Raw genomic sequence first — 19,844 nt, forward strand, 5'->3', positions numbered from 1 at the left:
CACGGCGTTCCGGCCAGCGGTGCGCCGGTCCCGGCGACTAGGATCGACCCGTGCAGCCTACGCAGCCGCCGTTCCTGGCCCGGATCTCCCGGGTGAACCCCACCACCGTGTTCCTGGTCACCCTGGCGCTCGTGCTGGTCGGCCTGTTCGCCCCGGGCATCGTGGGCGGCGGACTGCTGCTGGCGCTCGCCGCCGGCCTGCTCACGCTGCTGGCGACCACCTGGCCGGTGCAGCCGCCGGCCACCCGGGCGTTGCGGCTGGTGGTGCTGACCCTGCTGCTGACGGTCGCACTGCTGAAGATCTTCGCCTGAGCCCGTCCCATACACTCATGCGTTTTTGACAATCATTGTCATTATCACGCAGAGTTGACGCATGGCCCGTACCCGCGTCTGGACCCTGACCGCCACCGCCGCGCTGCTGGCGGGGCTCACCACGGTCGCCGGCTGCGACGCCGGGGACCGCGACCCCGAGCACGTGGACGTGGCCGCCGCGTTCTACCCGTTGCAGTTCGTCGCCGAGCGGGTCGGCGGCGACGAGGTCCGGGTCACCGCGCTGGCCCAACCGGGCGCCGAACCGCACGACCTCGAACTCACCCCCCGCCAGGTGGCCACCGTCGTGGACGCCGAACTCGTCGTCTACCTGCGCGGCTTCCAGCCCACCGTCGACGAGGCGGTCGCGCAGAACGCCGCCGACCGGGCCTTCGACGTGGCCACCGTCGAGCCGCTGCGGGACGTCGCGGCCGACCACGAGGACGGCGCCGACCTGGCCGTCGCACACGAGCACGAGGGGATCGACGGCAAGGACCCGCACGTCTGGCTCGACCCGACCCGGCTGGCCACCATCGCCGACTCGCTGGCCCGGCGGCTCGCCGCGATCGACCCGCAGCACGCCGCCGGCTACGCCGCCCGCGCCCGCGACCTGCGGGCCGACCTCGACGCCCTGGACCGGGAGTACGCGGACGGGCTGCGGACCTGCCAGCGCCGCGAGCTGGTGACCAGCCACGAGGCCTTCGGCTACCTGGCCGCCCGGTACGGGTTGGAGCAGGTGGGCATCGCCGGGCTGACCCCCGAGCAGGAACCGGCACCGCGGCGGCTCGCTGCCGTCGCCGAGGAGGCGCAGGCGCACGGAGCCACTACGATCTTCTTCGAGACGCTGGTCAGCCCCAAGGTCGCCCGGACCATCGCGCACGAGGTCGGCGCCCGTACCGCCGTCCTGGACCCGATCGAGGGGCAGCAGCCGGACGCGACCGGCGACTACCTGACCGTCATGCGCGCCAACCTGGCCGCACTGCGTACCGCCCTGGGGTGCTCATGAACGTCGTGTCCGTCCGGCACGCCGCCGTCGGCTACGGCGAGCGCACCGTGCTGCGGGACGTGTCCTGCACCGTGGCCGCCGGCGAGGTGGTCGCGGTGCTCGGCGCCAACGGCTCCGGCAAGTCCACCCTGATCCGCGCGGTCCTCGGGCTGGTCCCGCTGCTCAGCGGCTCGGTCGAGCTGTTCGGCGTGCCGCAGCGCCGGTTCCGGCAGTGGGCCCGGGTCGGGTACGTGCCGCAGCGGCTGGGCGCCGGCAGCGGCGTACCGGCCACCGTGGCCGAGGTGGTCGGCGCCGGCCGGCTGGCCCGGCGCGGCATCCTGCGCCCGCCGGGCGCCGCCGACCGGGCCGCGGTGGCCGAGGCGCTGCGGGCGGTCGGCCTCGCCGACCGGGCCGGCGATCCGGTCACCACGCTCTCCGGCGGCCAGCAGCAGCGCACGCTCATCGCCCGGGCGCTGGCCGGAAAGCCCGAGCTGCTGATCCTGGACGAGCCGACCGCGGGGGTGGACGCGGCCAGCCAGCAGGCGTTCGCCGAGGCGCTGGGCGGTTTCGTGGGCCGGGGCGGCAGCGTCCTGCTGGTCGCGCACGAACTCGGGCCGCTGCGCCCGCTGATCGACCGCGCGCTGGTCGTGCACGGCGGCCGGATCGCGCACGACGGACCGGTCCCGGAACCGGCCGGGCACCACGCGTCCGACGACCACGACCACGTCCACCCGCACGGCCCCGACGAACCGGCGGGAGTGTGGTCCGCATGACCGAACGCTGCGGGGGGTCGGAGCCCAGATGAGCCTGTTCGCGTACGAATTCATGCTGCGCGCCCTCGTGGGTGCCCTGCTGATCGGGCTGGCCGCGCCGGCCCTGGGCACCTACCTGGTCCAGCGCCGGCTGGCGCTGATCGGCGACGGCATCGGGCACGTGGCGCTCACCGGCGTCGGTGCCGGGTTGCTGCTCAACCGGTCACCGGTGCTGGTGGCGGTGATCGTGGCCGTGCTCGGCGCGGTCGCCGTCGAGCTGATCCGGGAGCGCGGCCGGACCTCCGGGGACATGGCGCTGGCCGTGCTCTTCTACGGCGGCATCGCCGGCGGCGTGGTGCTGGTCGGGCTCTCCGGCCGGACCACCAACCTCGGCGCGTACCTGTTCGGCTCCCTGACCACCACCTCCCGGGCCGACCTGGTCACCATCGCGGTGCTCGGCCTGCTGGTGCTGGTGTCGATGCTCGCGCTGCGCCCGGCGCTGTTCGCGATCTGCCACGACGAGGAGTACGCCCGGGTCTCCGGGCTGCCCGTCCGGGCCCTCAACCTGCTGCTCGCGGTGACCACGGCGGTCACCGTCACCATCGCCATGCGCGCCGTGGGGGTGTTGCTGATCAGCGCGCTGATGGTGGTGCCGGTCGCGGCCGCGCAGCAGCTCACCCGGGGGTTCCGCAGCACCATGAGCGCGGCCATGGTGATCGGGCTGGCCTCCGCCGGGGCCGGGGTGTGGATCGCCGGCACCGCGAACACCGCGCCGGGCGCCACCATCGTGGTGCTCGCCATCGCGGTGTTCGCGCTGCTCGGGGCCGCCGGGGCGGTGCGGCACCGGGTCCGCCGGCGGCCGGCCGTCGAGCCGACGGCGCCGGCCGAGCCGCCCGAGGTCGTCCTGCACGGGTGAGTTCCGCCGACACCGATTATCGTTACGGTGTGACCGACAGGGCTGCGTACGAGGCGTACGAGGGAGCCGGCGAGCTCCTGCGTGCGCTGGCGGCACCGATCAGGCTCGCCATCGTGACCGAACTCGCGGTCGGCGAGCGGTGCGTGCACGAACTGGTGGACCGGCTCGGCGCCGCACAACCCCTGGTCTCCCAGCACCTGCGGGTGCTGCGGGGCGCCGGGGTGGTGCGCGGCTCCCGGCGCGGCCGGGAGATCGCGTACTCGCTCGTCGACGAGCACATCGCGCACATCGTCGCGGACGCGGTGAGCCACGCGGGGGAGGCATCATGACGAGCACCGACCGGCAGGTCTCCGAGGGCGGGGTGGTCCGCAACACCCGCCAGCGCAGCGCGGTCAGCGCGCTGCTCGACGAGGTCAGCGGCTTCCACAGCGCCCAGGACCTGCACGCCATGCTGCGCGAGCGGGGTGACCGGATCGGCCTGACCACCGTCTACCGCACCCTGCAGAGTCTGGCCGACAGCGGCGAGGTGGACGTGATGCGCCCGCCGGGTGGGGAGCATCTCTACCGCCGGTGCAGCCAGGGCCACCACCACCATCTCGTCTGCCGCGGCTGCGGCCGTACCGTCGAGGTCGAGGGGCCGGCCGTGGAGAACTGGGCCGACCGGGTGGCCGCCAAGCACGGGTTCTCGGACGTCAGCCACACGCTGGAGATCTTCGGCAACTGCCCGTCCTGCGCCGGCTGAGCCCGCCGTAGCGGCGGCGGGACGCGCGAACCGTGCCGGGTACGACGGTGCGTGCGACGCTGTGCGCGTGAAGATTTACGCCGACCGTTTTCCTGCCGCGCTCCGCCAACTTCTCACCGACCTGCTCGTCGTCGCGTGGGTCTACGTCAGTGTCCGGTTCGCGCTCTGGCTGCACGAGCTGGTGGAGAGGCTCGCCGTACCGGGTCGGAAGCTGGAGGGGGCGGGGACCGGGCTGGCCGGCAACCTGGCCGACGCCGGCGGCAAGGTCGGCCGGGTCCCGATCGTCGGCGACGAGCTGACCGCGCCGTTCCAGAAGGCCGCCACGGCGGCCCAGTCCGTCGCCGAGGCCGGCCGCGACCAGCAGCAACTGGTCGGCAAGCTGGCCCTGGCGCTGACCATCGCGGTCCTGATCTTCCCGATCGGGCTGGTGCTGTTCGGCTGGCTGCCGCTGCGGGTGCGCTGGATCCGCCGGGCCAGTGCGGCCGCCGGACTGCGCGCCGTACCGGCCGGCCGCGACCTGCTCGCGCTGCGGGCGCTGACCAACCAGCCGCTGCGCCGGCTGGCCCGGATCGATCCCGACGTGACCGCGGCCTGGCGGCGCGGCGACGACGCGGCCCTGGAGGCGCTCGCCGCGCTGGAACTGCGCCGGCTGGGCCTGCGCGGGACACGCTGATGCCGCGGCGGCCCGCGCCGGCACGCCCCGCCGCCACCGGAACCGCCCGGGGCGCGATGAGCAGCGGTTGTCCGGACCCGACCGATAGGGTGTCAGCTCGTGCCCTACGTACTCGGGATCATCGGTCTGCTCATGCTCGGCTACGCCGTCGGGCTGTTCGTGCTCGTCCGGCGGGGACGGCGCATCCCGCAGGCGGGCTACCTGGGCCTGCTCGTGCTCAACGGGGTGCTCATCGCGGCCCTGCTCGCCTGGGCGGTCAGTCGCCGGTGACGCTCACCCGGGCGGGATGCGGCGGCGGACGTCCTCGACGGTGGACTCGCCGGGCTCCCAACCGGCCACCCAGGGCCGGTCGTCCTCGGGCGTGAAGACGCCGTCCTCCAGGAACGCGTACCGGCCGGCCAGGATCCGCCGCGCCGCGACGTTGTCGACCGGGTCGGTGTTCTCCCAGAGCGCCCCGAACAGGGCCTCGATCCGCAACCGGGCCTGCCGGCTGAACAGGTCGGCCAGCTCCACGCCCGCCGGCTGCTCGTCCCGCTGCGCCTGCGCCCGCACGCAGGCCGCCGAGATCGCGAACAGCTCCGCGCCGATGTCCACGATCCGGCCGAGGAACGCCTGCTTGCGCTCCATCCTGCCCTGCCAGCGGGACATCGCGTAGAAGGTCGACCGGGCCAGCTTCCGGGAGGCGCGCTCGACGTAGCGCAGGTGCCCGGCCAACGGGCCGAACTCGGCGTACGCGGCCGGGTTCTGCCCCCGACCGACCGCCAGGGTCGGCAACCAGCTCGCGTAGAACGCCCCGGCGCGGGCACCGGCCCGGGCCTTGCGGCTCAGCCCGGCGTCCGGGTCGATGATGTCGCCGGCCACCGACAGGTGCGCGTCCACCGCCTCCCGGGCGATCATCAGGTGCATGATCTCGGTCGAGCCCTCGAAGATGCGGTTGATCCGCAGGTCCCGCAGGATCTGCTCGACCTCGACCGGCCGCTCGCCGCGGGCGGCCAGCGAGTCGGCGGTCTCGTAGCCCCGGCCACCCCGGATCTGCACCAGCTCGTCGACGACCTTCCAGGCCATCTCGCTGGCGTACAGCTTCACCAGCGCCGCCTCGATCCGGATGTCGTTCCGGTCGTCGTCGGCGAGCCGGCAGCACAGCTGCAGCATGGACTCCATGCCGTAGGTGGTGGCGGCCATGAACGCCAGCTTGGTCGTGACGGCCTCGTGCTCGCCCACCGGCCGGCCCCACTGCACCCGGTCGGCGGCCCAGCGCCGGGCGACGTTCAGCGACCACTTGCCGGCGCCCACGCACATCGCCGGCAACGACAGCCGGCCGGTGTTCAGCGTGGTCAACGCGATCTTCAGGCCCTTGCCCTCGCCGCCGATGACGTTCTCCGCGGGCACGATCACGTCGTGGAACCGGGTGACGCTGTTCTCCAGGCCGCGCAGGCCCAGGAACTCGTTGCGCCGTTCCACCGTGATCCCGGGCGCGTCGCCCTCGACCACGAAGGCGGTGATCCCGCCGCGCCGTCCCTCGGCGGCGGGCACCCGGGCCATCACCACGAGCAGCGTCGCCACGGTGCCGTTGGTGGCCCACAGCTTGACGCCGTTGAGCCGGTAGCCGCTGCCGTCCTCGGTCGGCTCGGCGGTGGTGGCCAGCCGGGCCGGGTCGGAGCCGACGTCCGGCTCGGTGAGCAGGAACGCCGACACCTCGCCGCCGGCGAGCCGGGGCAGGTAGCGCCGCTTCTGCTCGTCGGTGCCGAACAGCTTGAGCGGCTGCGGCACCCCGATCGACTGGTGCGCCGACAACAGCGCCGAGATCGCCGGGCTGGACGAGCCGACCAGCATCAGCGCCCGGCAGTAGTCCAGGTTGGATAGACCGAGCCCGCCGTACCCGGGGTCCACCTTCATGCCGAAGGCGCCGAGCCGGGCCAGCCCGCGGAAGACCTCGTCGGGAATCCGCGCGTCCCGCTCGATCTGCCGGCCGTCCACCTCGGACCGCAGGTAGTCGCGCAGCTTCTCGACGAACTCGGTGGCCACCGGTGACGGCTCCTGGTCGGCGCCGGGCCAGGGGTCGATGAGGTCGAGCCGGAACCGGCCGAGGAAGAGCTCCTTGCTGAAGCTGGGCTTGCCCCACTCGGTCTCCCGGGCCGCCTCGGCCACCTGCCGGGCCTCCCGCTCGGAGACCTGGCCGGCCTCCGCCGGCATGGGGCCGGCGGCCGCCGGGGTCGCCGCGGCGGCGCCCTCCGGGCCGTCGGGGGCCGGCGGCCCGCCGTCGGAGCCACCTGGCGCCGGACCGCGGTTCTGCGTCGTCGTCATGGTGGCCTCCTTGCCTGTTCGGGTACGGCGGACCGGTTCTCACCGACGTTACCCCCGAGTCCTACCCATCGGTAGGGTCAGTCATGCCGGCCCCGGTCGCGCCCCCTCCTGCTCGTCGGCGGACTCCTCGTCGGTGTCCTCGTCCACCCAGCGGTGCCGGATCAGCGGCATCGCGATCCAGAACGTCACGAACCACACCGCGGCGACACCGGACAGCACCGCCGCGACGGCCTGATCCAGCAGAAAATCGGTGATCAGGAACACCGAGCTGACCATCGCCACCAGCATGAGCGCCAGACCCCAGGTGGCCATCCGGTGCGCGTACCGGACGAGTTCGGGCTTACGCCCCTGCCGGAACAGCGCGCGGTGGAACGCCACCGGCGCGATGATCAGCGCCGCCGCCGCGGAGGCGGCGAGCAGGGCGACGATGTAGACGTCCCGTTGCAACTCCGTGGTCCGCTCGAAGCCGGCGCTGAACGGCAGCGTCAGCAGGAACGCGAACAGGATCTGCACGCCGGTCTGCGCGACCCGCAACTCCTGCAACAGGTCCGCGAAGTTGCGCTGCCAGCGCTCCCGCTCGCTCTCCCGGCTCACCCCGACCTCCGGACCGCCGCGGTCAGCCAGCGCTGCGCGAAGTCGACGGCGGTCCGCTGGTCCATCAGCCGGGCCGGACCGGCGCCCACCCGTCCGATCCGGACCCGGCCGGCGGCCTCCAACTCCGCACCGATCCCCGGGAACACGTCCGAGTCCAGCACCACGTCGGTCCACCACACCCAGCGCCGGTCCCCGGCGCCGGTGAGCACCGCGGCGCCCAGCCGCTCCCGGGGCGGATCCGGCCGCCGGTACTCGGCCAGGTGCAGCGACGTGTTCGAGTCGTGCCCCACGCCCAGCAGCAGCACGTCCGCCGACCGCTCGTAGAGCCGGGCCAGCGGGGACTCCTCGCCCAGCATGTCGACCAGGGCGTGCCCCGCGACGATGCCCTCGGCCTCCGGGCCGACGGCCGCGAACGAGACGTGCGGGTGGTCGCTGCGCCGGGCGCCGGGCAGGTTGCGGACCAGTTCGGCCAGCGCGCCCATGAAGGTGCTCGGGGTCACCGCCGGGTCGAAGCCCGGCGACTCGCCCCGGATGATCGGCCACCAGTGCTCGGGCACCGGCGGGTTGCGCCACTGCGCGGGATCCGAGTTGTCCGCGGTGTGCGTGGGCACCACCAGGGTGCCGTCCGGGCCGAGCACGTCGCGCAGCGCCAGCGCCACCGCGTGCGGCCCGCCGCAGACGTACCCCAGCGCCCGCAGCGAGGCGTGCACCAGCAGCACCGATCCGCGGCGTACGCCCAGTTCGCGCAGGTCCGCCGCGAGGCTCGCGCGGGTGTGCGGCACCGTCTGGCCGGCGACCGCCGGGCCGGGCGTGCCGGCGCTCTCGGCGGTCACCCGGCGCCGACCCGCGCCAGGATCGCCTCGGCCAGCGGACCGGGCGCCGCGTCCGGGATCCAGTGCGTGACACCGGGCAACTCCACCAGCCGGTACGCCCCGGTGACGTGCTGCGCGCAGGCCATCGCGGCCGTCCGGCCGACGGCCAGGTCGCGGCGGCTCCAGACGTACGTCGTCGGCACGGTCACCGGCCCGACGGTCACGTCGGCCCGGGACATCGCCCGGTACCAGTTCAGCGCGGCCGTCAACGCCGCCCGGTCGCGCATCGGCCCGGCGTACGTCTCGACCCGGTCCCGGCCGACGCCGGTCAGCATGGCGCGCAGCGCCACGGCGTCCAGCGCCAGCAGCACGTCCTCGGCGCGGCCCGGCCGGCGGAACAACGCCATGTACGACGAGCGCAGTCGCTGCACCCGGTCGGTGGCCAGCGCGTGCCCGTAGGCGGCCGGATGCGGCACCGACACCGCCGTGAGGCTGCGCACCCGCTCGGGATGCCGGGCCGCGAGGTGCCAGGCCACCATGGCGCCCCAGTCGTGCGCGACCACGTGCGCGGCCGGCACGTCGAGGCCGTCCAGCACCGCCACCGCGTCGGCCACGCACTCGGACAGCCGGTAGTCCGCCACCGCCGGCGGCCGGGCACCCGGGGAATAGCCGCGCTGGTCGAGCGCGTACGTGCGCAGCCCGGCGGCGTGCAGCCGGGGCGTCACGCCGGCCCACTCCCCACTGTGCTGCGGGAAGCCGTGCAGCAACAGCACCGGTTCCCCGGCGGCGGGGCCACCGGCGTACACGTCGAAGGTGAGGCCGCGGGCGTCGAGGCGGAGAACCGGCGGGTCGGAACGCACGGTGCGGAGCGTAACAAGGGTCCCTTCCTTCCGCCGCAGGTCACCGGGTGCTAGCGTCAACGAGACAACTTCACATCCGACAGGGGAGCGCACAGCGCTGAGAGTGCGGGCCGATGCCCGCAGACCCTCGAACCTGATCTGGGTAATGCCAGCGCAGGGAGTTCGGTCGATCTCCAGCCGCGCCGCGGACCGGGCCAGCCCGGGACGCGGCGTGCGTCTTCTCCTGGTTCCGACGAACTGGGAGGCAACATCGTGACAAACCGTTGGCGCACCGTGGACATCGTCGTCGCCGCGGTGCTCGGCGTCGCGTTCGGCATCGTCTTCTGGGCCTGGGGGCTGCTCTGGAACGGGCCGGCGGACGCCATCCCGCTGCCCGGCCGGGCGCTGCTCTACGGCGTCTGGCTGGTGCCCGCCGTGCTCGGCGCGCTGGTGATCCGCAAGCCGGGCGCGGCCTTCTTCACGCTGACCGTGGCCGCGCTGGTCTCGGTGGCGCTCGGCACCAATTGGGGCTGGACGCTGGTGGTGCAGGGTCCGCTGGAGGCCGCCGCCGGTGAGCTGGCGTTCGCGCTGTTCGGCTACCGGGTCTACCGGCTGCCCGTGGCGCTGCTCTCGGCCGCCCTGGCCGGGTTCGCGGCATCGCTCTACGACCTGTTCGTCTGGTACCCGGGCACCGCGTGGGGCAGCTTCGGCATCCCGTACCTGGCGCTCACCGTGCTCAGCTCGGTCGTGGTCGCCGGCTTCGGCGCCGTGGCCCTGACCCGGGCGCTGGCCGACACCGGGGTGCTGGACCGGTTCCCGGCCGGACGCGAACAGGCCGCGGTCTGAGTGCTCGGCACAGCGGGGGCCGCGGCCGTCGAGCTGCGCGGGTTCGGCTGGCGGCACGCCGGCCGCCGGGCCTGGGCGGTACGCGGTGTCGACCTGCGGATCGAGGCCGGTGAGCGGGTGCTGCTGCTCGGCGAGTCGGGGGCGGGCAAGAGCACCCTGCTGGCCGCGCTCGCCGGGCTGCTCGCCGCCGACTCCGGCGAGCCGGAGGGCACCGTCCGGGTCGGTGGGCTCGACCCGGCGGACGCCCGCGACCGGGTCGGCATCGTGTTCCAGGACCCGCAGACCCAGCTCGTCCTGAGCCGGGCCGGCGACGACGTCGCGTTCGGACTGGAAAATCGTGGCGTGCCGGCGGCGCAGATCTGGCCGCGGGTGACCGAGGCGCTGCACCGGGTCGGCTTCCCGTACGGCCACGACCGGTCCACCGCCGCCCTCTCCGGCGGCCAGCAGCAGCGGCTGGCGCTGGCCGGCGCGCTCGCGCTGCGCCCCGGCCTGCTCCTGCTGGACGAACCGACCGCCAACCTCGATCCGGCCGGGGCGGATCTGGTCCGCCGGGCGGTGGCCGCCGCGCACCGCCCGGACACCGCGCTGATCCTGGTGGAGCACCGGGTCGCCGAGGCGCTTCCGCTTGTCGACCGGGTGGTGGTGCTGGCCGCCGGCGGCGGCATCCGGGCCGACGGGCCGCCCGGGGCGGTCTTCGACCGGTACGGCGACGGGTTGGCCGCGGCCGGCGTGTGGGTACCCGGACACGGGATACCGGACCGCAGATCCCGCGGTGGCGCCGGCGAACCGCTGCTGACCGCCGACGGGCTGGGCGTACCCGGCCGGCTGCCGCCGGTGGATCTCACCGTCCGGGCCGGCGAGGCGCTCGCGGTGCTCGGCCGCAACGGCTCGGGAAAGTCGACGCTGGCGCTGCTGCTGGGCGGGCTGCTGCGGCCCGGCGCCGGCCGGCTGACGGCCGGTCCCGCCCTGACCGGGCCACCGCCGGACCGCGGCACGACGGCACAGCCGCGCCGCGGCATCTCGACACAGCCGCACCGCTGGCCGGCGCCGGTGCTGGCCCGGCGGATCGGCTCGGTGTTCCAGAACCCGGAGCACCAGTTCGTCACCGGCTCGGTCGCCGCCGAACTGGCCCTCGGGCCGCGCCGCACCGGCCGGTCCGAGGCGGCGGTCCGGGCCACCGTGGCCGACCTGCTGGACCGGCTGCGCCTGGACCGGCTCGCGGGCGCCAACCCGTACACGCTCTCCGGCGGCGAGGCGCGGCGGCTGAGCGTCGCCACCGCCCTGGCCACCGCGCCCCGGTTGCTGATCTGCGACGAACCGACCTTCGGGCAGGACCGGCGTACCTGGCTGGAACTGGTCGACCTGCTCGCGGAGCTGCGCGACGACGGGCACGGCATCGTCACGGTGACCCACGACCCGGACTTCGTCACGGCGCTGGCCGACCGGTGCGTACCGCTGGGGTCACCGGCGGCCGGCGCACCGGCCGGGACCCGGCCCGCGGCCGGCAGCGACCCACCGGCCGGCGGCGACCGACCGGCCGGCGGCGACGCGCCGGTCGCCGCGGTCGAACCGGGGGTACGGCCGTGAGTACCGCGCTGCTCCCGCCGGCCACGCCGGCCCGGCGCACCGCCCCGCTGGCCCGGCGCAACCCGGTCGCCAAGGTGGCGGCCGGCCTGCTGCTGTCCGCGGTCCTGGTCGCCAGCCTGGACCCGGTGACGCCGGCGCTGGCCATCGCGGTCGAGCTGGCCGCCGTACCGGCGTTCGGGCTGCGCTACGCCGACCTGGTCCGGCGGGGCTGGCCGCTGCTGGTCAGCGTCGTGGGCCTGACCGGCACCCTCGTGCTGTTCGCCGCCGACCGGTCCGGCCCGGTGCTGGTCCGCCTCGGCCCGCTGGTGGTGACCGGCGGGGTGCTGATCGCGGCGCTCGGTCTCGGGCTGCGGCTGATCGCGGTGGCCCTGCCCGGCGTGCTGGTCTTCGCCAGCACCGACCCGACCGACCTGGCCGACGCCCTGATCCAGAACGTCCGCGCGCCGGCCCGGTTCGCCATCGGCACCCTCGCGGCGTTCCGCCTGGTGCCCCTGCTCGGCACGGAGTGGCAGCTGATCTCGATGGCCCGCCGGGCGCGCGGGGTGGACGCCGGGCGCAACCCGGTGGCCCGGGTACGGCTCTTCGTGTCCACGGCGTTCACCCTGCTGGTCGGCGCGATCCGCCGGGGTACCCGGCTGGCCGTCGCGATGGACGCACGCGGCTTCGACAGCAGGATCCCGCGCACGGTGGCCCGGCCGCAGCGCTTCGGGCCGGCGGACGCGTTCCTGGTGGCCGGCGCCGCCGCGCTGGCCGCCGCCGCAGTCACGGTGAGCGTGCTGGTCGGCACCTTCCGCCCGCTGCTGGGTTAGCGGTCAGGGGTTGGTGGTCCGCTCCCGCCGCCGGGTCGGCGCCGGTGTGCGGGCCGCCGGTCAGCTCGGCGGGACCGGGTTCGGCAGCGCGCCGCCGAACCGGCGGTCCCGCTGCGCGTACAGCTCGCAGGCGTACCACAGGTGCCGCCGGTCGAAGTCCGGCCAGAGCGTGTCCAGCACCACCAGTTCGGCGTACGCGGACTGCCACAGCAGGAAGTTGGAGAGTCGCTGCTCCCCGGACGGGCGCAGGAACAGGTCGACCTCGGGCACCTCGGGGTGGTAGAGGTGCCGCGCGATGGTCTTCTCGGTGATCCGGTCCGGATGCAGCCGGCCGGCCGCCACCTCCCGGGCTATCGCCGCGGTGGCGTCGGCGATCTCGGCCTGCCCGCCGTAGTTGACGCAGAACTGGAGGGTCAGCGTCGAGTTCTGCCGGGACATCTCCTCGGCGGTCTGGAGTTCGCTGATCACGCTCTTCCACAGCCGCCCGGTCCGGCCCGACCAGACCACCCGGACGCCGAGGTCGACGAGCTGGTCGCGGCGGCGCCGGATCACCTCGCGGTTGAACCCCATCAGGAACCGCACCTCGTCCGGCGACCGCCGCCAGTTCTCGGTGGAGAAGGCGTACGCCGACAGGTACGGGATGCCCAGCTCGATGGCGCCCTCGATGGTGTCGAAGAGGGAGAACTCCCCCGCCTCGTGCCCCTTGGTGCGCGGCAGGCCACGGTCCTTGGCCCACCGGCCGTTGCCGTCCATCACCACGGCCACGTGCCGCGGCAGGGCCTCGGCCGGCAGGGCCGGTGGGCGGGCGCCGGAGGGGTGCGGGGTGGGCGGCACCGGCTCGCGGTGCTCGCGCCGGGTCATGGATCGGATCACGTCGTCGCCCCCCTGCTCGTCTGGCCATCGGCCGATGGCCGCGGCCCGCCGGCCGGGCCGGGGGCACCTGGCCCGCGCTCCGGATCCGGAGCGCGGGAACCGCCGTCGGGGGCCGGCGACCGCCGTCCCCCGGTCGGCCCGGTACCGCGGTCCACCAGCGGCAGCGAGCGTAACCCCCGCTCCAGGTGCCATTGCAGGTGCGCCGCCACCAGGCCGCTGCACTCCCGCCGTACGCCCGGTTCCGCCGCGTCGGCGACCCGCCAGTCACCGCTGGTGAGCGCGGACATCAGGTCGATGGTGGCCGGCGCCGGGTGGGCCGCGCCGGGCGGCCGGCAGTCCCGGCAGACCGACCCGCCGGCCGGCACCGAGAACGCGCCGTGCCGCCCCGGCGTGCCGCAGACGGCGCAGGCCAGCAGCGCGGGCGACCAGCCGGCGTGGGCCATCCCGCGCAGCAGGTACGCGTCGAGCACCAGCGTGCTGGCGTGGGTGCCCTCGGCGAGCGCCCGCAGGGCACCCAGGGTCAGCAGGAAGAGCCGCAACGACGGTTCCCGTTCCACCGGGGTGAGCCGCTCCGCGGTCTCCGCGATCGCGCTGGCCGCCGTGTACCGGGGATAGTCGCCGAGGAACCGCTTGCCGTACAGGTCGATCCCCTCGACCTGGCTGACGGTGTGCAGCGGGCTGCCCACGTTGCCCTCGGGGTCCCCGGCCAGTTGCAGGTCGACGTGGCCGAACGGCTCCAGCCGGCCGCCGAACCGGGAACTGGTCCGCCGCACCCCCCGGGCCACGGCGCGCAGCCGGCCGTGCCGGCGGGTCAGCAGCGTGACGATCCGGTCCGACTCGCCGAGCTTCTGCCCGCGCAGCACCACCGCGTCGTCGCGGTAGAGCTGGCGGCGGTATCCGGGCACGTACCCCATTGTCCCCCGTCCCTCCCCGACCGGAGCTCAGGGTCCGCTCCGGGCCGCTTCCCTGGACTTCCCGGATGCGACGGCGACGTCCCGGCCCGTAGCGTTCCGGCCATGGGAACTCTCCGCAGCACCGCCGCCAGGGCCGGTGTCGCCATGCTGGTCACGGCGGCCGGTGTCGCGACGCTCGCCGCGATGACCGGTTGTTCCGCGCTGTCCGGGACCTCCCAGCGGCGGCTGGACTTCACCGACACCGAGCGGGCGACCTTCACCACCATCGTGATCAAACCCGGCGCCGGTGATGTGGCGGTGCGAACCGGCACGGTCGACGAGACCACCATCAAGCGGATCGTCCGGTACCGGGGCGACGAACCGGCGGACCCCGGCTACCGGGTCGACGGCTCGTCACTCCTGCTGATCACCGACTGCGGCCGGCTGTGCACCGTCTCGTACGAGGTGACGGCGCCCACCGGGGTCGCCGTCAGCGGCTCGTCGGGGTCCGGCGACATCGACCTGCGCGGGGTCTCCACCGTCGAGGTGGAACTCGGCTCCGGCAACGTGACCGTGCAGGACGCCAGCGGCGACGTCCAGGTGCGCACCGGCTCCGGGAACATCGCGGTCAGCCGGGCCGGGGGCGCGGTGGCCCTGTACGCCGGGTCCGGCACCGTCACCGGCACCGAACTGGGCGGCGGTGCGGTCCGCGCGCAGGCCGGCTCCGGCAACGTGGACCTCCGGCTGGCCACCGCCAACTCGGTGCAGGCCCGCTCCGGCTCCGGGTCCGTCCAGATCGCCGTTCCGCCGGACCACTACCGGGTGCACGCCGACAGCGGCTCGGGCAGCCGGGACGTGACGGTCACCGACGAACCGGCCGCGAGCCTGCTGATCGACGCCCGCACCGGCAGCGGCAACCTCTCGGTACGGCAGGGCTGAGCTCAGGGGCGTACCGGATCGGTCCCCACGTGGTCGCCCGCCCGCTGGGCCGGCGCGGTCCGGGCCGGCGCGGACGCCGACTCCGGGGTGTCCCGCGGCGCCGGAGCAGCCGCCGAGCGCGCGGGATCCCGCGGCGCGGGCGCGGCGGGCACCAGGACCGGCCGCCGGCCGGCGGCCAGGTCCTCCACCCAGCCGAACAGCAGCACCGCCACGGCCACCAGCAGCGCGACGGCGACCACGTGCAGCGCGAGGCCGACGGGCGTGTTGCGCTCCAGGTCGACGTGGGCGCCGAGGGCGGCCAGCGCGATCACGATCGGCATGTGCCAGAGGTAGATGGTCAGCGCCCGGCTGTTCAGCACGGTGACCGTCCGGTTCAGCACCGGCCGGCGGGCCAGCCAGGCGAAGCTGGCCGGCGCCAGGCCGAGCGCCAGCAGCACGAACCCGGCCGACCAGAGGGCGTTGCCGAGCGGGATGTCGTTCAGGTCGAACCCGCGCGGCCCCGGGTGGGTGTAGATCCAGCCCCCGCCGGCCGCGCAGAGCAGGCCGGCGATCAGCAGCAGCGACCGGCGGGACAGCCGGCGCAGCAGGCCGTCGTGGTGGGCGAAGCCGAGCAGCCAGGCGCCGAAGTACAGCCCGAACTCCCGGACCGGCTGGGGCGCCGCCGGCAGCGCGAACTCGACCACCGCCAGCAGCGCGTACGGGGCCAGCAGGGTGATCAGCGGGTAGCGGCGGAACAGCCAGAGCGCCAGCGGCGAGGCGAGCACGAACCACAGGTAGTCGCGCAGGTACCAGATCGCGCTCAGCGCCAGCGCCCCCCACCCGTTGGACGGCGCGTCGGCGATCGGGACGATCCACAGCAGCAGCCGCCACGACACCGGAAGTCCGGTGAGCAGCATCGCCGGGACGAACAAGGCGGCCAGCAGCCACAGCGACGGCAGCAGCCGGCGCAGCCGGCGACGCACCGCCACCGGACCGGCCCGGACGGGACCCCGTCCCGCCCGGTCGAGCGAGGCCGCCATGAGCGAACCGGCCAGCGCGAACATCACGGACATCGCGGGCAGGGCTATGGACAGAAAGGCCCAGGTGGTGGCGTGGTAACCGACGACGCGGACAATGGCAAGGAAACGGAGAAAGTCGAAATACCGGTTACGCATGACCCTGATCTGCGGCGGAACCTGGCCCCCACACCCAGGTTTGCGGACGGTTCGGCTTTTCTACCCTGGACGTGTCCGGACGAATTTCCAAGGGAGCGCCGGGACGCGTGAGATTTTCCACACCGGTGCCGCTCGGCCGGGCGGGTCCCGTCCGGCCGAGCGGATCCGCGGCGGTCAGGGCAGGTAGTAGTTCGGGTTCGGCAGCTTGAAGTTGCGGTCCGCGTGACCGCCCTCCAGGTCGCTGAACTGGTCGCCGAAATTGGCGACGATGTCGTATCCCAGTGATTCGATGTGTGCCCGGGTGGCCGACTTGTAGTGGATCGTCGTGCAGGAACCGTTCGGGTCGTCCGCACACGCGACCTGCAGATAGTCCGGGTAGTCGGCCACGGCCGGCTTGGTGAACAGGCCGTCCTCGCCGCCCGGCAGCGTGGTCGGCTTCGGGTAGCCGGCGTCCACCCCGACCCCGTCCGCGGTCAGGTTGCCGAGGGTGGCCTCCTCCTGCGCGGCCGGCCGGCCGGTCAGGTAGAAGACCGCGTATCCCTCCCGCTCGGCGGCCCGCACCAGGTCGACCATGCCGAACACCGCGGGGAAGCGCTGCTCGGTGACGAAGGTGGCGTTCGTGCCCGGGTTGTACGCCCAGTTGCTGTACAGCTCGTAGTTCCAGTTCAGCAGCGTGGTGTCGTCCACGTCCAGCACGATCGCCCGGGTCCCGGAGACGTGGTGCGGGCGGCTCAGCCAGCGCTTCGCGTCGGCCGCGACCGACCGGGCCTCCCTGGCGTAGTTGCCGTCCGGTGCCGCCACGCCGGTGCCGAGCGGGTCGCCGTAGTAGTTCCGGATCTGCTGCCGGAGCACGTCGATGTTGGTGATCTGCCGTTCGGACTTCGGCGTCCAGGTCCTGATCGCGGGCTGGGTGGAGACGGCGTACGCCGTGCCACCCCCGACCAGGGCCAGGGCGGCCAGGACCGCGGCTGCGACGAGGATGGACCGGCGCGAGGGGCGACGCCAGGAAATCACGGACACGATGAGCTTCCCATCGACGGGCCGATGATTGACCCAGGCAAACTAACCCCGCGGCCGCTCGCGCGCCAGCCGGGGGAACACACCGGCCGGCAGACCCCGGTGAGGGTCAGAAACCCAGCCGGCGCAGTTGCTTCGGATCCCGCTGCCAGTCCTTGGCCACCCGCACGTGCAGATCCAGGTAGACCCGGCTGCCGAGCAGTTCCTCGATCTCCCGCCGGGCCCGGATGCCGACGTCCTTGAGCCGGCTGGCCCGCGCGCCGATCACGATCGCCTTCTGGCTGGGCCGCTCGACGTACACGTCGGCGTAGATCTTCATGATCTCGCCCTCGGGGAACATCTCCTCGACGACCACCGCGATCGAGTGCGGCAACTCGTCCCGGACCCCCTCCAGGGCCGCCTCCCGGATCAGCTCGGCGACCAGCACCTGCTCCGGCTCGTCGGTGAGCATGTCGTCCGGGTAGAGCTGCGGCGAGTCCGGCAGGTACGTCGTCATGACGTCCACCAGCGTCTCCACCTGGTACCCGCTGACCGCGCTGACCGGCACCACCTCGGCGAAGTCGCCGAGGTCGGCCACGGCGCGCAACTGCTCCGCCAGCCGGCCGCGGTCCACCAGGTCGGCCTTGGTCACCACCGCGATGACGGTGGCCCGCAGCCCGCCCACCTCCTGCGAGATGAACCGGTCACCCCGACCGATCGACTCGTCCGCCGGGATGCACAGGCCGATCACGTCGACCTCGCTCCAGGTCTGCCGGACCAGGTCGTTCAGCCGCTCGCCGAGCAGCGTGCGCGGACGGTGCAGGCCGGGCGTGTCCACCAGCACGAGCTGCGATTCCGCCCGGTGCAGCACCCCCCGGATCACGTGCCGGGTGGTCTGCGGCTTGCTGGAGGTGATCGCGATCTTCTGCCCCACGATGGCGTTCGTCAGCGTGGACTTGCCGGCGTTGGGCCGACCCACGAAACACGCGAAACCGGCCCGGTAGCCCCGTCCGGTCCGCGCCGCCGAATCGCTCACGTACTGCCCGCCCTCTCCTGGCACGGCTCGCCGCGGCCGGACCGCGATCGGGACCGGACCTGCGAAATCACTCGACGACCGTGCCGAGCAGGGTACCGTCCGGCGCCGCGAGGTGGACCGGCGCCTCCGCGGACAGGTCGCGGACCGCCGCGAGGCCCGCGGCGTCCAGGGTCGAGGCCTCGGACACCACGGCGGCGGCCTCCAGCCGCACCGCACCGGCCGCGGCCGCCGACGCGGTGGCCAGTTGCAGGGCGGTCAGGGTCAGCGACGGCAGCGCGACCGTGGCCGCGGCGTACGTCCGCCCGTCCTGGTCGCGTACGGCGGCGCCCTCCACGGCGCCGACCCGGGCTCGGGCGCCGCGGGCCAGCACGACCAGCTTGCTGTCCTCGGCGGCCAGCTCCGGGGCGGGGCCGCCGTCGACTCCTACGGTGTCAGGCATCCGCATGCTGCCTTTCCTGGGCGCGGGTGGGATCGCTGTCGCCGCGGTCCGGCTCGGCCGGATCCTCGACGCGCCGGACGAGAACCGAGTCGATCCGGTTGCGCCGGCCGGTGGTGCCCTCGGCGAGCAGGCGCAGCCCGGCCACCTCCGCCTCGGCGCCGGGGATCGGCACCCGACCGAGCGCCTGGGCGAGCAGCCCGCCGACCGTCTCCACCTCGTCGGCGCTCAGCTCGGTGTCGAACAGTTCGCCCAGCGTCTCGACGGGCAACCGGGCGGTCACCCGGAAGGCGCCGTCGTCGAGCTGCTGCACCGGCGGCCGCTCGACGTCGTACTCGTCGGTGATCTCCCCGACGATCTCCTCAAGGATGTCCTCGATCGTGACCAGGCCGCCGGTCCCGCCGTACTCGTCAACGACGATGACCATGTGGGTGCGCGCGGCCTGCATCTCGGAGAGCAGGTCGTCCACCGGCTTGGACTCGGGCACGAAGGTGGCCGGGCGCATCAGTTCGGCCACCGGCAGTTCCCGGTCGCCGCCCTGGATGTGCCGGACGACATCCTTCAGGTACAGCAGGCCGAGCACGTCGTCGACGCTGTCCCCGATGACCGGGATGCGGGAGAAGCCGGAGCGCATGAAGAGGGCGAGCGCCTGGGAGAGCCGCTTGCGGCCCTCGATCCACACCATCTCGGTGCGCGGCACCATCACCTCGCGGGCGATCGTGTCGCCCAGCGCGAAGACCGAGTGGATCATCTGCCGCTCGCCGTGCTCGACCACCCCGCGCTGCTCGGCCAGGTCGACCAGTTCGCGCAGTTCCACCTGGGTGGCGAACGGCCCCTCCCGGAAGCCGCGGCCGGGGGTCACCGCGTTGCCGACCAGGATGAGCAGCGAGGCCAGAGGGTTCAACGCCCGGCCCAGCCAGCGGACCACCGGCGCCGCGGCGCGGCCCACGGCGTACGCGTGCTGCCGGCCGATCGTGCGCGGCGCGACGCCCACCACCACGAAGCTGACCACGGTCATCGCGCTGGCGGTGGTCAGGGCGGCTTGCCAGCCCGCGCCGAACGTGTCGACGGCGACCAGCGCGACAAGCGTGGTGGCGGTCAGCTCGCAGAGCAGCCGCAGCAGCAGGAGCAGGTTGAGATGCCGGACCGCGTCGGCGGCGACCAGTTGCAGGGCGCGGGCGCCGCGCTGGCCCTCCCGGGCCAGTTCCCCGGCGCGGGCCGGTGAGACCACGGCCAGTGCCGACTCGGTCATCGCGAACAGGCCGGCGAGGACGACGAGCGCCGCGCCGAAGGCCAGCAACTGACCGTCCGGCAACCCGCCGGAGACCGGGGCCAAATGGTCGGGCATGG

Annotated in this window: 23 protein-coding genes and 1 riboswitch; of the genes, 12 read left to right on the plus strand and 11 right to left on the minus strand. The window is 74.2% G+C overall.

The genetic code is table 11. The features are described from left to right. Window positions 1–50: 50 nt before the first annotated feature. From CIK06_RS21880 to CIK06_RS30260, 8 genes are all read left to right on the plus strand, one after another. Entirely contained in the window at window positions 51–311 is a 261-nt protein-coding gene (locus tag CIK06_RS21880) for a hypothetical protein (RefSeq protein ID WP_095566384.1), read from the plus strand. A gap of 61 nt (window positions 312–372) precedes the next feature. Next, complete coding sequence (locus tag CIK06_RS21885; protein ID WP_095566385.1) at window positions 373–1,314, plus strand: metal ABC transporter substrate-binding protein; 942 nt, start codon at window positions 373–375, stop codon at window positions 1,312–1,314. After that, window positions 1,311–2,066 carry a metal ABC transporter ATP-binding protein gene (locus CIK06_RS21890; protein WP_369916000.1) on the plus strand — a complete coding sequence of 252 codons (756 nt, stop codon included), beginning with the start codon at window positions 1,311–1,313 and terminating at the stop codon, window positions 2,064–2,066. The genes CIK06_RS21885 and CIK06_RS21890 overlap by 4 nt, the downstream gene beginning before the upstream one ends. A 28-nt stretch (window positions 2,067–2,094) precedes the next feature. After that, a complete protein-coding gene (locus tag CIK06_RS21895; RefSeq protein WP_095566387.1) occupies window positions 2,095–2,961 on the plus strand; it encodes a metal ABC transporter permease in 867 nt (288 codons plus the stop codon). Between the two features lie 29 nt (window positions 2,962–2,990). Beyond that, window positions 2,991–3,290, plus strand: coding sequence for a metalloregulator ArsR/SmtB family transcription factor (locus tag CIK06_RS21900; protein WP_095566388.1), 300 nt, complete (start codon window positions 2,991–2,993; stop codon window positions 3,288–3,290). Then, window positions 3,287–3,703 (plus strand): Fur family transcriptional regulator, encoded by a 417-nt coding sequence (locus CIK06_RS21905; RefSeq protein WP_095566389.1) that lies wholly within the window; start codon window positions 3,287–3,289, stop codon window positions 3,701–3,703. The genes CIK06_RS21900 and CIK06_RS21905 overlap by 4 nt, the downstream gene beginning before the upstream one ends. A 67-nt stretch (window positions 3,704–3,770) precedes the next feature. Further along, entirely contained in the window at window positions 3,771–4,376 is a 606-nt protein-coding gene (locus CIK06_RS21910) for a hypothetical protein (protein ID WP_095566390.1), read from the plus strand. A 99-nt stretch (window positions 4,377–4,475) separates the two neighbouring features. Continuing rightward, window positions 4,476–4,646 (plus strand): hypothetical protein, encoded by a 171-nt coding sequence (locus tag CIK06_RS30260; protein WP_198347966.1) that lies wholly within the window; start codon window positions 4,476–4,478, stop codon window positions 4,644–4,646. Between the two features lie 3 nt (window positions 4,647–4,649). Here CIK06_RS30260 and CIK06_RS21915 read toward each other — a convergent pair whose 3' ends face one another. The 4 genes from CIK06_RS21915 to CIK06_RS21930 all read right to left on the minus strand — a co-directional run bounded on the left by CIK06_RS21915 (window position 4,650) and on the right by CIK06_RS21930 (window position 8,946). Beyond that, window positions 4,650–6,680: an acyl-CoA dehydrogenase family protein gene (locus tag CIK06_RS21915; protein ID WP_095566391.1), complete on the minus strand. Its 2,031-nt coding sequence runs from the start codon at window positions 6,678–6,680 to the stop codon at window positions 4,650–4,652. Between the two features lie 81 nt (window positions 6,681–6,761). After that, window positions 6,762–7,274 (minus strand): DUF6328 family protein, encoded by a 513-nt coding sequence (locus CIK06_RS21920; RefSeq protein WP_095566392.1) that lies wholly within the window; start codon window positions 7,272–7,274, stop codon window positions 6,762–6,764. Then, window positions 7,271–8,107 (minus strand): aminoglycoside N(3)-acetyltransferase, encoded by an 837-nt coding sequence (locus tag CIK06_RS21925; RefSeq protein WP_232533788.1) that lies wholly within the window; start codon window positions 8,105–8,107, stop codon window positions 7,271–7,273. Before CIK06_RS21925 ends, CIK06_RS21920 begins: the two co-directional genes overlap by 4 nt. Further along, window positions 8,104–8,946 carry an alpha/beta fold hydrolase gene (locus tag CIK06_RS21930; protein WP_095566393.1) on the minus strand — a complete coding sequence of 281 codons (843 nt, stop codon included), beginning with the start codon at window positions 8,944–8,946 and terminating at the stop codon, window positions 8,104–8,106. Before CIK06_RS21930 ends, CIK06_RS21925 begins: the two co-directional genes overlap by 4 nt. Before the next feature lie 71 nt (window positions 8,947–9,017). Then, window positions 9,018–9,124, plus strand: a riboswitch (TPP riboswitch). Between the two features lie 74 nt (window positions 9,125–9,198). Between CIK06_RS21930 and CIK06_RS21935 the strand changes: the two genes are divergently transcribed. Genes CIK06_RS21935 through CIK06_RS21945 form a run of 3 tightly spaced genes read left to right on the plus strand, consistent with a single transcriptional unit; the run spans window position 9,199 to window position 12,167 of the window. After that, entirely contained in the window at window positions 9,199–9,771 is a 573-nt protein-coding gene (locus tag CIK06_RS21935) for an ECF transporter S component (RefSeq protein ID WP_232533789.1), read from the plus strand. Continuing rightward, window positions 9,772–11,358, plus strand: coding sequence for an ABC transporter ATP-binding protein (locus tag CIK06_RS21940; RefSeq protein WP_095566394.1), 1,587 nt, complete (start codon window positions 9,772–9,774; stop codon window positions 11,356–11,358). It abuts the gene before it with no gap. Further along, window positions 11,355–12,167: an energy-coupling factor transporter transmembrane protein EcfT gene (locus CIK06_RS21945; RefSeq protein WP_095568034.1), complete on the plus strand. Its 813-nt coding sequence runs from the start codon at window positions 11,355–11,357 to the stop codon at window positions 12,165–12,167. Before CIK06_RS21940 ends, CIK06_RS21945 begins: the two co-directional genes overlap by 4 nt. Before the next feature lie 60 nt (window positions 12,168–12,227). Here CIK06_RS21945 and CIK06_RS21950 read toward each other — a convergent pair whose 3' ends face one another. Both CIK06_RS21950 and recO read right to left on the minus strand, forming a co-directional pair. After that, the gene (locus tag CIK06_RS21950; protein WP_198347967.1) at window positions 12,228–13,028 is read right to left on the minus strand and encodes an isoprenyl transferase; all 801 of its coding nucleotides are present in this window, start codon (window positions 13,026–13,028) and stop codon (window positions 12,228–12,230) included. A gap of 8 nt (window positions 13,029–13,036) precedes the next feature. Continuing rightward, the gene (gene recO, locus CIK06_RS21955) at window positions 13,037–13,945 is read right to left on the minus strand and encodes a DNA repair protein RecO (RefSeq protein WP_095568035.1); all 909 of its coding nucleotides are present in this window, start codon (window positions 13,943–13,945) and stop codon (window positions 13,037–13,039) included. Window positions 13,946–14,056: 111 nt separating this feature from the next. Between recO and CIK06_RS21960 the strand changes: the two genes are divergently transcribed. Then, window positions 14,057–14,872, plus strand: a complete 816-nt coding sequence (locus CIK06_RS21960; RefSeq protein ID WP_095566396.1) for a DUF4097 family beta strand repeat-containing protein — start codon at window positions 14,057–14,059, stop codon at window positions 14,870–14,872. 2 nt (window positions 14,873–14,874) lie between these two features. Here the strand turns inward: CIK06_RS21960 and CIK06_RS21965 are convergent, their stop codons facing one another. From CIK06_RS21965 to CIK06_RS21985, 5 genes are all read right to left on the minus strand, one after another. Continuing rightward, window positions 14,875–16,026 (minus strand): acyltransferase, encoded by a 1,152-nt coding sequence (locus CIK06_RS21965; protein ID WP_095566397.1) that lies wholly within the window; start codon window positions 16,024–16,026, stop codon window positions 14,875–14,877. 174 nt (window positions 16,027–16,200) lie between these two features. Further along, a complete protein-coding gene (locus tag CIK06_RS21970; protein ID WP_232533790.1) occupies window positions 16,201–17,046 on the minus strand; it encodes an HAD family acid phosphatase in 846 nt (281 codons plus the stop codon). 106 nt (window positions 17,047–17,152) lie between these two features. After that, complete coding sequence (gene era, locus CIK06_RS21975) at window positions 17,153–18,058, minus strand: GTPase Era (RefSeq protein ID WP_095566398.1); 906 nt, start codon at window positions 18,056–18,058, stop codon at window positions 17,153–17,155. 67 nt (window positions 18,059–18,125) lie between these two features. After that, window positions 18,126–18,497, minus strand: coding sequence for a cytidine deaminase (locus CIK06_RS21980; RefSeq protein WP_232533791.1), 372 nt, complete (start codon window positions 18,495–18,497; stop codon window positions 18,126–18,128). Beyond that, window positions 18,490–19,842: a hemolysin family protein gene (locus CIK06_RS21985; protein WP_095566400.1), complete on the minus strand. Its 1,353-nt coding sequence runs from the start codon at window positions 19,840–19,842 to the stop codon at window positions 18,490–18,492. The genes CIK06_RS21980 and CIK06_RS21985 overlap by 8 nt, the downstream gene beginning before the upstream one ends. Between the last annotated feature and the right edge of the window lie 2 nt (window positions 19,843–19,844).

It is taken from the genome of Plantactinospora sp. KBS50, assembly GCF_002285795.1.
Lineage (GTDB): Bacteria > Actinomycetota > Actinomycetes > Mycobacteriales > Micromonosporaceae > KBS50.